The organism is Streptomyces angustmyceticus, assembly GCF_019933235.1.
In the GTDB taxonomy this organism is placed as follows: domain Bacteria; phylum Actinomycetota; class Actinomycetes; order Streptomycetales; family Streptomycetaceae; genus Streptomyces; species Streptomyces angustmyceticus.
In genome coordinates this window covers 7,615,958-7,631,102 of record NZ_CP082945.1, presented here as the reverse complement: position 1 = coordinate 7,631,102, position 15,145 = coordinate 7,615,958, and the positions used below count along the sequence as shown (strand labels likewise).

1 pseudogene is annotated in these 15,145 nt (G+C 74.1%); it reads right to left on the bottom strand.

Annotated elements, in window-relative coordinates:
- Positions 1-237: 237 nt before the first annotated feature.
- Positions 238-15,118: pseudogene (locus tag K7396_RS33780) on the bottom strand (type I polyketide synthase).
- Positions 15,119-15,145 lie beyond the last annotated feature (27 nt).

Genomic DNA, 15,145 nt, shown 5'->3' with positions numbered 1-15,145 from the left:
CATTCTGTGGGCGCCGGCCGGCCGAATCGGGCGCCGGCCGGGGACTCTAAGAGAACCCCTAGGAGGTGCCGGGCCTGCGGCGACCGGCGTTGTCGGGCGTGCGCCGCCACGGGCCCGTGGTGTGCTGCGGCGGGTCCCGGACCGCGGGCGGCGGCCCACGGTGCGTGTGGGCGGACGGCACCGGCTCCGGCAGCCCGTCGGCGGGCTGCCGGAGCCGGTGCGGGAGTGCTCAGCGCCTCACGAGCCGCCGAGTTCCTGCTCGATGAAGTCGAACAGCTCGTCGTCCGACGCCTGGTCCAGCCGGCTCTCCAGTGCGGTGTCCGGGTCCTCGGGGAGGCTGTCGAGACGGTCCATGAGGCCCTGGAGCCGGCCGCGCAGCGCGGCCCTGGCGGTGGCGTCGTCCATGAGCCGCTCGGTCTGTGCGTGCCAGGCGTCGAGCGGGCCGGCTACGGGGCCTCCGTCGGCCGGCTGCGCTTCCGCCGTGGCGGCCAGCCTGCCGAGCAGGTGGTCGGCGAGTGCGCCCGGTTCCGGGTAGTCGAACAGCAGGGTCGCGGGCAGCCGGGTCCCGGTCACGGTGGTGAGGCGGTTGCGCAGCTCGACGGCGGTCAGCGAGTCGAAACCCAGCTCCAGGAAGCCGCGTTCGGGGTCGACCGCGTCGGGCGAGGCATGGCCCAGGACCAGCGCGGCCTGGCCCAGGACCGCGTCGAGCACCGCCTGGTGCCGGTCCCGCTCCGGCAGCGCGGCGAGGCGGGTGCCGAGCGGCGCGGCGTCGGCGGCGGGCGCGGGGCCCGGCCGTCCGGCGGAGGTCACGGACCGCGGCCCGGTCAGCGACCGCAGCAGCGGTGGCACCTCGCCGGCCGCGGTCCGCAGCGCCGCCAGGTCGAGCCCGGCCGGGACGAGGAACGCCTCGTCCGCGGCGAGTGCGGCGTCGAGCAGCGCCAGCGCCTGGTCCGACGGCATGGGGCGCACCCCGCCCCGGGCCATCCGGTGGAGGTCGCTCTCTTCCAGTTTGGTGGTCATGCCGCTGCGTTCGGCCCACAGGCCCCAGGCGAGGGAGACGGCGGGCCGGCCTGCGGCCCGGCGGGCGTGGGCGAAGGCGTCGAGGAAGGCGTTGGCCGCCGCGTAGTTGCCCTGTCCGACGCCGCCGAAGGTCCCGGCGAGCGAGGAGAACAGGACGAACGCCCTCAGGTCGAGGCCGCGGGTCAGCTCGTCGAGGTGGAGGACGGCGTCCGCCTTGGCCCGCAGCACGGTGTCCATGCGGTCGGGCGTCAGGGAGCCGATCACTCCGTCGTCGAGGACGCCCGCGGTGTGGATCACCGCGGTGAGCGGGCGTTCGGCCGGTACGGACGCCAGCAGCCGGGCGGTGTCGTCCCGGTCGGCGAGGTCGCAGGCGGCGATGTCGACGTCCGCGCCCAGTTCGCGCAGCTCCTTCTCCAGTTCGGGCATCCCGTCCGCGGTCCGCCCGCGGCGGCTGGCGAGCAGCAGGCCGCGCACGCCGTGCGCCGTCACCAGATGACGGGCCACGAGCCGGCCGAGCATGCCGCCGGCCCCGGTGATCAGCACCGTTCCACCGTCGCCGAGGCCCCGGAACGGCTCGGCCGCCCCGGCCCGTACCAGGCGCGGTACCCGGGCCGTGCCCTCGCGCAGGGCGATTTCGGGTTCGCCGGTCGCCAGGGCGGCGGGGAGCGCGGCCGCGGAGCGTGCCGTGCCGTCGTGGTCGAGGAGGGCGAAGCGGCCCGGGTTCTCGGCCTTGGCGGTGCGCAGGAGGCCCCAGGCGGCGGACTGCGGCAGTCCGGAGACCGGCGCGCCGGCCTGATCGGCGACGGCGTCGCGGGTGCACAGGACCAGCCGCGAGGCGCCGAACCGCTCGTCGTTCAGCCAGGTCTGTGCCGCCTCCAGTGCGTGGTGGACGACCTGCCGGGTGGCCTGGGCCGGGTCGCCCCCGGCGGGCGGGCAGCCGACGAGGACCGTGGCGGGCACCTCGGCCCCGGCGTCGACGGCCGCGGCCAGCGCGGACAGGTCCGCGTACCGGGCGCCGTGCCCCTCGGGCAGTTCCGGTATGCCGTCCGTGCCGAGGACCGCGTACGGCTCGGCCGGCTGTCCGCGGAGCGCCAGGTCCGCCCAGTCCATCCGGTACAGGTCGGCGGGCCCGGGTGCGGCGGCGGCCAGTTGGGCGGGGTCTACGGGCCGCAGGACGAGCGCCGCTATCGCGGCGAGCGGTCCGCCGCAGGCGTCGGCCAGCTGCACCGTGTAGGTGTCGTCGGCCTGCCGGGCGAGACGGACCCGCAAGGTGTCCGGGCGGGTGGCGGCCGGTGCCGCGGTGACCTCACGGAAACTGAAGGGCAGGACGGCGCGTTCGGTGTCGGGGGCGGCCAGGGCGACGGTGTGCAGGGCGGCGTCCAGCAGCGCCGGGTGCAGCACGAAGGCGCCGTCGCGGTACTGCTCGGGCAGGGCGACTTCGGCGAACACCTCCTCGCCGCGGCGCCAGGCGGCGTGCAGACCGCGGAAGGCGGGTCCGTAGGCGAAGCCGTTGGCGGCGGTGCGCTCGTAGAGGTCGGAGATGTCGACCGGGTCGGCGCCGGGCGGGGGCCAGGCGGTGAGGCCGGCGGGCGTCGCCGTCCCGGGCGGGCCGTCGGCGAGGGTGCCTTCGGCGTGCCGGGTCCAGGGCGCTGCCTCGTCCTCCGGGCGGGTCGCGGGGCGCGAGTGCACGGACAGCGGGCGGCGGCCCGACTCGTCCGCCTCCCCGACGGTGAGCTGAAGCTGCGCCGTGCCGTCCTCCGGGACCACCAGCGGGGCCTGCAGGGTGAGTTCCTCCAGGTGGCCGGCGCCGGTCCGTTCACCGGCCTGGAGCGCGAGTTCCAGGAATCCGGTGCCGGGGAAGAGCAGCGTGCCGTCCAGTGCGTGGTCGGCCAGCCACGGCTGGCGGCCCGCCGAGATCAGTCCGGTGAACAGGGCGCCGTCGGACCCGGCGAGCGGCACGGCCGCGCCGAGCAGCGGATGGCCGGCCGCCTCCAGCCCGGCGGCGGAGACGTCCGTGAGGTCCGGGCCGGCCTCCAGCCAGTAGCGCTGCCGCTGGAAGGGGTAGGTCGGCAGCGGCACCCGCCGGGCGCCCGAGGGCGCGAGACACCGGGCCCAGTCCGGGCCGTGGCCCCGCAGATGCAGCTGGGCGAGGGCCGTGGTGAGCGACTCCGCCTCGTCGGTGTCCCGGCGCAGTACCGCACCGAGGGAAGCCCCGTCCGTGGTCAGGCACTCGTCCGCCATGGCGGTCAGCACCCCGGACCCGAGGTCGAGGAGTGTCCGCGCGCCCAGCTCCTCCAGGGTCCGTGTCCCGTCGTGGAACCGGACCGCCTGCCGTACGTGGCGGACCCAGTAGTCGGGGCTGCACAGCTCCTCGGCCGCGGCCAGGCGTCCGGTGACGTTCGACACGACGGGGACGACCGGCGGCTGATAGGTCAACTCGGCCGCCACGGACGCGAATTCGTCGAGCATGGCGTCCATGCGGGCGGAGTGGAAGGCGTGGCTGACCCGCAGCCGCTTGGTGCGGTGTCCGGCGGTGGCGAGTTGTCCGGCGACCTCGGTGACGGCATCGTCGTCGCCGCTGAGGACCACGGCGGCCGGCCCGTTGACCGCGGCGATCACGGCCCGGTCCCCGTACGGCGCGAGCAGTGGCAGGACGTCCTCCTCGGCCGCCTGGACGGACACCATGGCGCCGCCGGCCGGCAGGGCCTGCATCAGCCGGCCGCGGGCGGCGACCAGGCGGCAGGCATCGGCCAGGGAGAACACCCCGGCGACATGGGCGGCGGCCAGTTCACCGATCGAGTGGCCGAGCAGCAGGTCCGGGTGCACGCCGTAGCTTTCGAGCAGCCGGAACAGGGCGACTTCGAGGGCGAACAGACCGGCCTGGGTGTAGACGGTGCGGTCGATCAGTTCCGCGTCGGGCGTACCGGGCTCGGCGAACAGCACCTCGCGAAGGGGCCGGTCGAGGTGGCCGTCCAGGTGTGCGCAGACCGCGTCCAGGGCGTCGGCGAAGGCGTCGTGGGTCGCGTAGAGGGCCCGTCCGGTCCCGGCGCGCTGCGATCCCTGGCCCGGGAAGAGGAAGGCCAGCTTTCCGGGGCGGGCGCGGCCGGCGGCGACCCGTGGATGCTCCCGGCCCTCGGCGAACGCCCGGAGCGCCTCGGTCAGTTCACCGGCGTCCCGGCCGACAAGGGCTGCCCGGTCCTCGAAAGCGGTACGCGAGGTGGCCAGGGACAGTGCGACATCGGCGGGCGCGAGCCCGGGGTTGCGGGCGAGGTGGTCGGCCAGCCGCCCGGCCTGGGCCCGCAGGGCGGTGGCGCCGCGCGCGGACAGCAGCCAGGGGACGACGGTGGGCGGGGCGGCGCTCTCCGGCACAGGGCCCTGCGGCGCGACACCGGACCCGACGGCCACGGTCCCGGGCTCCGGCTCCGGCTCCGGCTCCGGCTCCTCCAGGATCACATGCGCGTTGGTGCCGCTGATGCCGAAGGCGGAGACGCCGGCCCGGCGCGGACCGTCGCCAGGCGTCCACTCCTGCGGCTCGCTCAGCAGCCGCACGTTCCCCGCCGACCAGTCGATGTGCGGCGACGGCTGCGCGGCGTGCAGGGTGCGGGGCAGCACACCGTGCCGCATGGCCTGCACCATCTTGATGACGCCGGCGACCCCGGCCGCGGCCTGGGTGTGCCCGATGTTCGACTTGACCGAGCCGAGCCACAGCGGGCGTTCCGCGGGCCGTTCCTGGCCGTAGGTGGCGAGGAGCGCCTGCGCCTCGATCGGGTCGCCGAGCCGGGTGCCCGTCCCGTGCGCCTCGACGGCGTCCACATCGCCCGCGGCCAGTCCCGCGTTGGCCAACGCCTGGCGGATGACCCGCTGTTGGGACGGCCCGTTGGGCGCGGTCAGGCCGTTGGAGGCGCCGTCCTGGTTGACGGCCGTGCCCTTGACGACGGCCAGTACCCGGTGCCCGCGCCGGCGGGCCTCGGAGAGCCGTTCCAGCAGGACGACGCCGACGCCCTCGGCCCACCCGGCGCCGTCGGCGTCCGCCGAGAACGCCTTGCAGCGGCCGTCGGGAGCGAGCGCCCGCTGCCTGCTGAACTCGATGAAGGTCTGCGGGGTCGAGATCACCGTCACGCCGGCGGCCAGCGCGAGCGAACACTCGCCGGACCGCAGGGCCTGGGCCGCCAGATGCAGGGCGACCAGCGACGACGAACACGCGGTGTCCACCGTGACGGCCGGCCCCTCCAGCCCGAAGGTGTAGGCGATACGGCCGGAGGCGACGCTGCTGGCGCTGCCCGTCGCGAGGTAGCCCTCCATGCCCTCGGGGGCGGTGTGCGCGCGGGAGCCGTAGTCGTTGTAGTTCGAACCCACGAAGACGCCGGCCGCCGTGCCCCGGAGCGTCTCCGGGTCGATGCCGGCCCGTTCGATCGCTTCCCAGGAGGTCTCCAGGAGGAGGCGGTGCTGGGGGTCGATGGCGACCGCCTCACGCGGCGAGATCCCGAAGAACGCCGGGTCGAAGTGGTCGGCGTCGTAGAGGAACCCGCCGTCGCGGGCGTAGCAGGTACCCGGCTTGTCGGGGTCCGGGTCGTAGAGCCGCTCGATGTCCCAGCCCCGGTTGGTGGGGAAGCCCGAGACGGCGTCGGTGCCCTCGTCGAGCAGCCGCCACAGCTCCTCGGGCGAGTCGGCCCGGCCCGGGTAGCGGCAGCTCATTCCGACGATGACGACCGGATCGTCGTTGTCGGCCGGAACGGCGGGTGCGGCCGGGGCCGCGCGCTCCGGCGTCGCGCCGAAGAGTCCGTCGTGGAGGAACGCCGTGAGCGCGGTCGCCGTCGGATGGTCGAACACCAGGGTCACCGGCAGCCGCAGACCGGTCGCCCCGGCCAGCCGGTTGCGCAGTTCGACGGCGGTCAGCGAGTCATAGCCCAGCTCGCGGAACGCCCGGTCGGCGGGGAGGGCGTCGGGCCGGTCGTAGCCGAGGACGGCGGCGGCCGTGGCCCGGACCTCGTCCAGCAGGGCGGCGCGCCGTTCTCCCGGAGCGAGTTCCCGCAGCCGCGCCACGAGCGGCGGGCCGTCCGCACGCGCCGTGGCCTGGTCCGCGTCCACGCCGGACGACGCCCGGACCTCGGGCAGCTCACTGACCGCGGCGACCTGCCGGGCCGTGGCCTTGCGCCAGTCGACGTCCGCGACGACCAGGAACGTCTCGTCCTCGTCCAGGGCCCTCTGCAGTGCGGAGACGGCCAGGCCGGGATCCATCGGGGGCACGCCGTCGCGGCGGAGCCGCTGGGCCAGTTCCTCGCCCACCAGACCGCCGCCGCCCCAGGCGCCCCAGGCGATCGAGGTGGCGGGCAGCCCCTCGGCGCGGCGCTGCTGGGCGAGCGCGTCCAGGCAGGCGTTGGCCGCCGCGTAGCTGCCCTGGCCGGGGCCGCCGAGCGTGCCCGCCATGGAGGAGAACAGGATGAACGCCGACAGGTCCAGGTGCCGGGTCGCCTCGTGGAGGGCGAACGCGGCCCCCGCCTTCGGCTCCCACACGGTCTCGGCGCGGTCCGGGGTGAGCTGGTCGATCACCCCGTCGTCGAGGACCCCTGCCGTGTGCACCACCGCGGTCAGCGGCTGCTCCTCCGGCAGACCCGCGATGAGTGCCGCCACCGCCGCCCGGTCGCCGACATCACACGCCCGCACGGTCGCCCGCGCCCCGAGCCCGGCCAGCTCCTCGACGAGCGCGTCGGCGCCCGGCGCCTCGGGGCCCCGGCGGCTGACGAGGACGAGATGCTCCGCGCCGTTGCGGGCGAGCCAGCGGGCGAGGTGCCCGCCCAGCGCGCCCGTGCCACCGGTGACCAGGACGGTGCCGTGCGGTCGCCAGCCCTCGCCGCCCGTCCGGTCCCCCGGGAGCGACCGCAGCATCCGGCGGGTGAAGACTCCGGACCCGCGCAGCGCCACCTGGTCCTCGCCGGGGCTCTGCGCCAGTACCGCGGCCAGCCGCCGGCCGGCCCGGTCGTCCCACTCGCCCGGCAGATCGACGAGTCCGCCCCACCGCTGCGGATACTCGAAGGCGGCGATCCGGCCCAGCCCCCACGCCATCGCCTGCGTCGGGTGGTCGAGGGCATCGGCACGGTTCACCGACACCGCGCCCCGGGTCGCACACCACAGCGGAGCGTCGATATCCGCATCGCCGAGCGCCTGCAGCAGCGACGTCATCAGCACCAGCCCGGTCGGCAGGGTCTCCGTGTCCGTCCACGGCCGCTCGTCCAGGGCCACGAGGGACAGCACGCCCCCGATCGTCCCGGCCGCCGCCCCGACCTCGTCCCGCAGCCGGCCCGCCAGCCGTGCCCGGTCGGCGTCCTCCGCGCCGACGGTCACGGTCCTGATGTCCGCGGCACTCGACCGGAGCGCGCGGACGACGCCTTCGACCAGTGGATCGCCCTGGTGACCGTCAGGCACGACGACCACCCAGGTATCGTCCAAGCCCTTGCGCTCGGGCTCCGGTTGGGGCCGCCAGACGATCCGGTAGCGCCAGCCGTCGACCGTGCTCCGCCGCTGCCGCTGCTGGTGCCACGACGACAGCGCGGGCAGCACCTCGCGCAGCGCACCGTCGTCTGACAGCCCGAGCGTCTCGGCCAGCGTGTCCGCGTCCTCACGGGCGACGGTCTCCCAGAACCCGGCGTCGGCGAGTCCCGGACCGGCGGGCCCTGCGGCGGGATTGCGCGATGCGAGCCAGTAGCGGCGGTGCTGGAAAGCGTACGTGGGCAGGTCCACGAGCCGCGGACGAGGCACCGCGAACGCCGGGGACCAGTCCACCTCCACGCCGTTCACATACAGCTCACCGAGAGAGGTGTAGAGCCGCGACAGACCACCGTCATCACGACGCAGGGTGCCGGTCACCACGGCATCCGCACCCGCCGCCTCGGCGGTCTCCTGCACCGGCATCGTCAGCACCGGATGCGGACCGACCTCCACGAACACCCGGTGATCCGCAGCCAGCAGCGCACGCACCGCAGGCTCCAACCGCACCGTCTGCCGCAGATTCCGGAACCAGTACCCGGCGTCCATCTCCGCCGTGTCCAGCCACTCCCCCGTCACCGTCGAGAAGAACGGCACGGACGACTTCCGGGGCGCGACCGGCGCCAAGGCCATGAGCAGCTCGTCGCGGATCGACTCCACGTGAGCCGAGTGCGAGGCGTAGTCCACGTCGATGCGGCGCGCGCGGATCTCACGCTCGCGGCAGGCGTCCATCAGCTCGTCGAGCGCGTCCGCGTCACCGGAGACCACCACGGACGTGGGACCGTTGACGGCCGCGGTCGAGAGGCGACGTCCCCACGGCTCGACAAGGCCCGGGACCTCGGACGAGGGCAGCGCCACGGACACCATCCCGCCCCGGCCGGACAGGGCACGGATGGCCTTGCTCCGCAGCGCCACCACCCGGGCGCCGTCCGCCAAGCTCAACGCCCCGGCGACGCAGGCCGCGGCGATCTCGCCCTGACTGTGACCGACGACCGCGGCCGGCTCGACACCGTGGGCGCGCCAGACCTCGGCCAACGACACCATCACGGCCCACAGCACCGGCTGGACCACATCGACACGGTCCAGCCCCGGGGCACCCTCAGCCCCCCGCAGCACCCCGCTCAACGACCAGTCGGTGAACGGCTCCAACGCCGCCTCACACTCCGCCAAGCGAGCCGCAAACGCGGGTGAGGAGTCCATCAACTCCACCGCCATCCCGGCCCACTGCGACCCCTGCCCCGGGAAGACGAACACCGTACGGCCCGGATCGCCCGCCGGAGCAACGGGCTTCAACTCGCCCAGTTTTGTGACGAGTTCAGAGTTCTCCGAGCCCACGACCACCGCCCGGTGCTCGAACGACGACCGCGCGGCCACCAGCGACCATCCCACCTCGGCCGGCGACCAGCCGCGCTCCGCCACCCGCGACACCAACCGCTCCCCCTGCGCCACCAACGCCTCGGCGGAACGCCCGGACACCACCCACGGCACGACCACAGCCGAACCCGACGACGGCGCGCCGGCCTCTCCGTCAGCCGGCTCCCCGGCCCCCTCCGCCTGCTCCACGATCACATGGGCGTTGGTTCCGCTCACGCCGAAGGAGGAGACGCCGGCGCGGCGCGGACGGCCGTCTTCCGGCGCCCACGGACGGGCCTCGGTCAGCAGTTCCACGGCGCCCGACGACCACTCCACATGGGGCGAGGGCTCGTCGGCATGGAGCGTCGCCGGCATTTCGCCGTGGCGCAGTGCCTGCACCATCTTGATGACACCGGCCATGCCGGAGGCGGCCTGGCTGTGTCCGATGTTCGACTTGACCGAGCCGAGCCACAGCGGCCGGTCCGCCGCCCGCTCCTGCCCGTACGTCGCCAGCAACGCCTGCGCCTCGATCGGGTCGCCCAGCGACGTCCCCGTACCGTGCGCCTCCACCACGTCCACCGCAGTGGCCGACAGCCCGGCATCGGCCAGCGCGGCACGGATCACCCGCTGCTGGGACAGGCCGTTGGGTGCGGTGAGACCGTTGGACGCGCCGTCCTGGTTGATGGCCGTTCCGCGGACGACCGCCAGCACCCGGTGGCCGTTGCGGCGGGCGTCCGACAGGCGTTCCACCAGCAGGACGCCGACGCCCTCGGCCATGCCCATGCCGTCGGCGGACGCCGAGAACGGCTTGCACCGGCCGTCCCGCGCCAGCCCCCGCTGCCGGCTGAAGCCCACCAGTCCGATCGGTTCGCTCATCACCGCCGCGGCTCCGGCGAGTGCCAGGGAGCACTCTCCGGAGCGCAGCGCCTGTACGGCCAGGTGCAGCGACACCAGCGAGGACGAACAGCCCGTGTCGAGCGTGACCGCGGGGCCCTCCAGTCCGAGTGTGTAGGAGATGCGGCCGGAGGCGATGCTGGTCACCGTTCCGGTGATGAGGTGCCCCTCCAGTCCTTCGGGGGCTTCGCCGTTGCCGTATCCCTGGTAGGCGGCCCCGAAGAAGACGCCGGTCGGGGTGCCCCGCAGCGTTCGGGGGTCGATGCCCCCGCGCTCGATCGCCTCCCAGGAGGTTTCCAGGAGGAGCCGCTGCTGCGGGTCCATCGCGAGGGCCTCACGCGGCGAGATCCCGAAGAACTCGGGGTCGAAGTCACCGGCGGCGTCGAGGAATCCGCCTTCGCGGACGTAACAGGTGCCGGTGTGGTCGGGGTCCGGGTCGTAGAGCGCGTCGAGGTCCCAGCCGCGGTCGGCGGGGAACTCCGAGATCGCGTCCGTCCGGTCCCGCACCAGCTGCCACAGGTCCTCCGGGGACTGCACACCACCCGGGTACCGGCAGGCCATGGCGACGATCGCGATCGCGTCGTCCTCGGCCGGGGCGACGGGGGCCGCGGCTTCCGGGGCGCCGGCCGGTACGGGCAGGGCGGTGCCGCCGTCGGCGACGTGTCCGGCCAGGGTGGTGTCCAGATGCCCGGCGAGGGCCTTCACGGTCGGATGGTCGAAGACCACGGTGGCGGGGAGCTTCAGGCCGGTGGCCGTGTTGAGCCGGTTGCGCAGCTCCACCGCGGTGAGGGAGTCGAAGCCCAGTTCGCGGAAGGCCCGGCCGATCTCGACCTCCGAGGTGTCGGCGTGCCCGAGTACGGCCGCGACCTGCTTGCGTACGAGGTCGGCGAGCTGCCGCTCACGTTCGGCGGGAGCCAGTCCGGCGAGTTGGGTGCGGAGCGACTCGGAGGTGTTCCCGGCGGCGTCGGTGTCGGCCTCGTCGGCCTCCAGTGCCCGCAGTACCTCGGGGACCTCGTGCAGCAGGGGGCGGGGGTGCGCGGCGGTGAAGACGGGGACGAAGCGTTCCCAGTCGATGTCGGCCACGGCGAGGAAGGTCTCATCGTGGTCGAGCGCCTGCTGAAGTCCCCGTACGGCCAGGTGCGCCGGCATGAACGGAATGCCGCGCCAGCGCAGCTGCTCCTGGACGACATCGACGGCCATGCCGCCGCCCTCCGGGCTCCAGATGCCCCAGGCGATCGAGGTGCCCGTCAGACCGCGGGCGCGGCGGTGTGCCGCGAGCGCGTCGACGTAGGCGTTCGACGCGGCGTAGGCCCCGTGGTCGCCGCTGCCCCAGGTGCCGGCGACGGACGAGTACAGCACGAACGCGTCCAGCCCGTCGCGGTCGAAGAGCGCGTCGAGGTTGCGGGCGCCGAGCAGCTTGGCGCGGGCGCCCTCGGCGAACTCGTCCAGCGTGGTGTCGGCGAGCGGCACCAGCAGCCCCACTCCGGCGGTGTGCACGACGGAGCGGATGGCCGGGCCGTCCGACTCGACCCGGGCGACCAGCTCGGCCAGCGCGTCGGCGTCCGTCACATCACAGGCGGCGATGGTGACCCGCGCCCCCAACTCGGCTATTTCATCGCGCAGTTCGGCCGCGCCAGGGGCGTCCGGGCCGCGCCGGCTGGTCAGCACCAGATGCTCGGCGCCGTTACGGGCGAGCAGCCGGGCGGTGTGCGCGCCGAGGCCGCCGGTACCGCCGGTGACCAGCGCGGTTCCGCTGGTGCGCCAGGGGGCGGCCGGCTCGCCACCGTCCAGAGGGGCGCGGCTGAGCCGGCGGGCGAGGAGTGCGGATCCACGGAGGGCAAGCTGATCCTCGTCCCCGCCCGCGGCGAAGACCCCGGACAGCAGGGCCGCGCCACGGTCGTCCAGCTCCGCGGGCAGGTCGACGAGACCGCCCCACAGCTTGGGGTGCTCCAGGGCGAACACCCGGGCCAGGCCCCAGACGGCCGCCTGGAGCGGGTGCCGGACCCCGTCATCGGCGGACCCAGTGGCGGCGGACCCGGTCGTGAGCGGCCACAGCGGAGCCTCGACGTCGGTGTCGAGCAGCGCCTGCATCAGGGCCACGGACTGGACCAGTCCCACGGTGACCTCGGGGTGCCCGGTCAGCGGCCGCTCGTCCAGGGCGAGGAAGGAGACCACGCCGCTGGGGGCGCCGGTCGTGAGGGAGTCGCGCAGCTGGTCGGCCACCCCTCGGCGGTCGGTGGTCGACTCCTCCAGGACGAGGAGCGTGATCTCGGCGCCGCTGTCCCCCATGCCCTGGACAGTGGCCCGTACGAGGTCGTTGTCCAGGTGGTCGGCGGGCACGACGACGAGCCAGGAGCCCGCCAACTTGCTTTCTCTCGGCTCGGGTTGGGGCCGCCAGGCGATCCGGTAGCGCCAGCCGTCGACCGTGCTCCGCTGTTGCCGTCCCTGCCGCCACGACGACAGCGCCGGCAACACCTCACCCAAAGCCCCCGGATCGGTCAGCCCCAGCGTCGCCGCCAGACCCTCCACATCCGCACGCTCCACCGACTCCCAGAACCGCGCCTCCACCGGATCCGCCACACCGGCCACCGACGACGGACCCGACTCCAGCCAATAACGCCGACGCTGGAAGGCGTACGTGGGCAGGTCCACGAGCCGCGGACGAGGCGCCGCGAACGCCGGCGACCAGTCCACCTCCACGCCGTTCACATACAGCTCACCGAGAGAGGTGTAGAGCCGCGACAGACCACCGTCATCACGACGCAAGGTCCCCGTCACCACGGCATCCGCACCCGCCACATCGACGGTCTCCTGGAGTGGCACGGTGAGCACGGGATGCGGACTGACCTCCACGAATGTGCGGTGGCCTGCGGCAATGAGGGCTTCGACGGCGGGCGCGAACTCCACGGTCCGCCGCAGGTTCGCGTACCAGTACCCGCCGTCCATCTCCGCCGTGTCCAGCCACTCCCCCGTCACCGTCGAAAACAGCGGCACGGACGACTCACGGGGCGCGACCGGCGCCAGGGCCTCCGCCAACGTCCCCTCGATCGACTCCACATGAGCCGAGTGCGAGGCGTAATCCACGTCAATGCGGCGCGCACGCACCCCCCGCTCCCGGCACACGTCCATCAGCTCATCGAGCGCGTCGGCGTCGCCGGAGACCACCACGGACGACGGACCATTGACCGCCGCAACCGAAACCCGACCACCCCACCGCTCAACCAGCTCCGCGACCCCGGACGAGGACAGAGCCACCGACACCATCCCGCCCCGGCCCGACAACGCACGGATCGCCTTGCTCCGCAGCGCCACCACCCGGGCGCCGTCCTCCAGCGTCAACGCCCCAGCAACACACGCCGGCAATCTCCCCCTGACTGTGACCGACCACCGCCGCAGGCTCCACACCATGAGCCCGCCACACCTCCGCCAACGACACCATCACCGCCCACAACACCGGCTGAACCACATCCACCCGGTCCAGACCCGGCGCACCCTCAACCCCCCGCAACACACCACCCAACGACCACTCCGTGAACGGCTCCAACGCCGCCGCACACTCACCCAACCGACCCGCAAAAACCGGCGAGGAATCCAACAACTCCACCGCCATCCCCACCCACTGCGACCCCTGCCCCGGGAAGACGAACACCACATCGGCGTCGCCCTCCAGGGCTCCCGCGTCGCCCACCACCGCGCCGGCGGGGGTCTCGCCCTCCGACACGGCGCGCAGTCCGGCGACCAGTGCGTCCTGGTCGGACCCCACCACCACGGCCCGGTGTTCCAGGGCCGCACGTGAGGTCACCAGCGCATGTCCGGTGTCCGCCGGCGACTGTCCGGCGGTCTGCGCCCACGACGCCAGCCGGTCTGCCTGCGCGCGCAGGGCCGTCGCGGAACGCCCGGAGACCACCCAGGGCAGCGCGAGGCCAGCCGCGTCCCGTGCGGGGGACGCCGCGGACTGTTCGTCGGCGGGGTCGTCCTCCGGCGCCTGTTCGAGCAGGACATGGGCGTTGGTGCCGCTGCCCCCGAACGACGAGACGCCGGCCCGCCTGGGTGCTTCGGTCTCGGGCCATGCCGTCTCGTCGGTGAGCAGGCGGACGTTCCCCGTCGACCAGTCGACATGCGGGGAGGGCGCGTCGACGTGGAGGGTCGCGGGCAGGACACCGTGGCGGATCGCCTGCACCATCTTCATCACGCCGGCGATGCCGGAAGCGGCCTGGGCATGCCCGATGTTCGACTTGACCGAGCCGAGCCACAGCGGCCGGTCCGCCGCCCGCCCCTGCCCGTACGTCGCCAACAACGCCTGCGCCTCGATCGGGTCGCCCAACGACGTCCCCGTACCGTGCGCCTCCACCACATCCACCTCAGCGGCCGACAACCCGGCATCCGCCAACGCCGCACGGATCACCCGCTGCTGCGACGGACCGTTCGGCGCCGTCAGACCGTTCGACGCACCGTCCTGGTTGGTGGCGCTGCCGCGTATCACCGCCAGTACCGGGTGACCGTTGCGGCGGGCGTCCGACAGGCGTTCCAGCAGCAGGACGCCGACGCCCTCGCCCCAGGCCGTGCCGTCGGCAGCCGCGGCGAACGGCTTGCACCGGCCGTCTCGCGCGAGCCCCCGCTGCCGGCTGAACTCCACGAAGTTGCGTGCCGAGGACATCACCGTCGCTCCGCAGGCGAGCGCCGTCTCGCACTCGCCGTGCCGCAGTGCCCGGACGGCGAGGTGCAGGGCGACCAGTGAGGACGAGCACATGGTGTCGACGGTGACGGCCGGCCCCTCCAGCCCGAAGCTGTAGGCGAGCCGTCCGGAGAGCACGGCGGCCGAGCCGCCGGTCAGCAGGTGGCCCTCGACGCCCTCGGGGGCGGTGCTGCCGTCGGCGGCAGCCGCGTAGCCCTGATTGCTGGATCCGACGAAGACGCCGCCCGCGCTGCCGCGTACCGAGGTCGGGTCGATGCCCGCGCGCTCGAATACCTCCCAGGAGGTCTCCAGGAGGAGCCGCTGCTGCGGGTCCATCGCGAGGGCCTCGCGCGGGGAGATCTCGAAGAAGCCGGCGTCGAACTCCGGGGCGTCGTAGAGGAAGCCGCCCTGGCGGACGTAGCTGCTGCCGGGCCGGTCGGGGTCCGGGTCGTACAGCTTGTCCACGTCCCAGCCGCGGTCGGTCGGCATGGGCCCGATGGCGTCGGTGCCTTCGGCCACCAGCCGCCACAGTTCCTCCGGAGAGGCCACTCCTCCCGGGAGGCGGCAGGCCATGGCGACGATCGCGATGGGATCGTGCTCCCGCGACTCCACCTCCTGCAGCCTGCGGCGGGTCTGCCGCAGGTCGGTGGTGACCCGCTTGAGGTAGTCGCGGAGCTTGTCCTCGTTGTCCATGTAGCGTCAGCCCTTCAAGAAACCGGC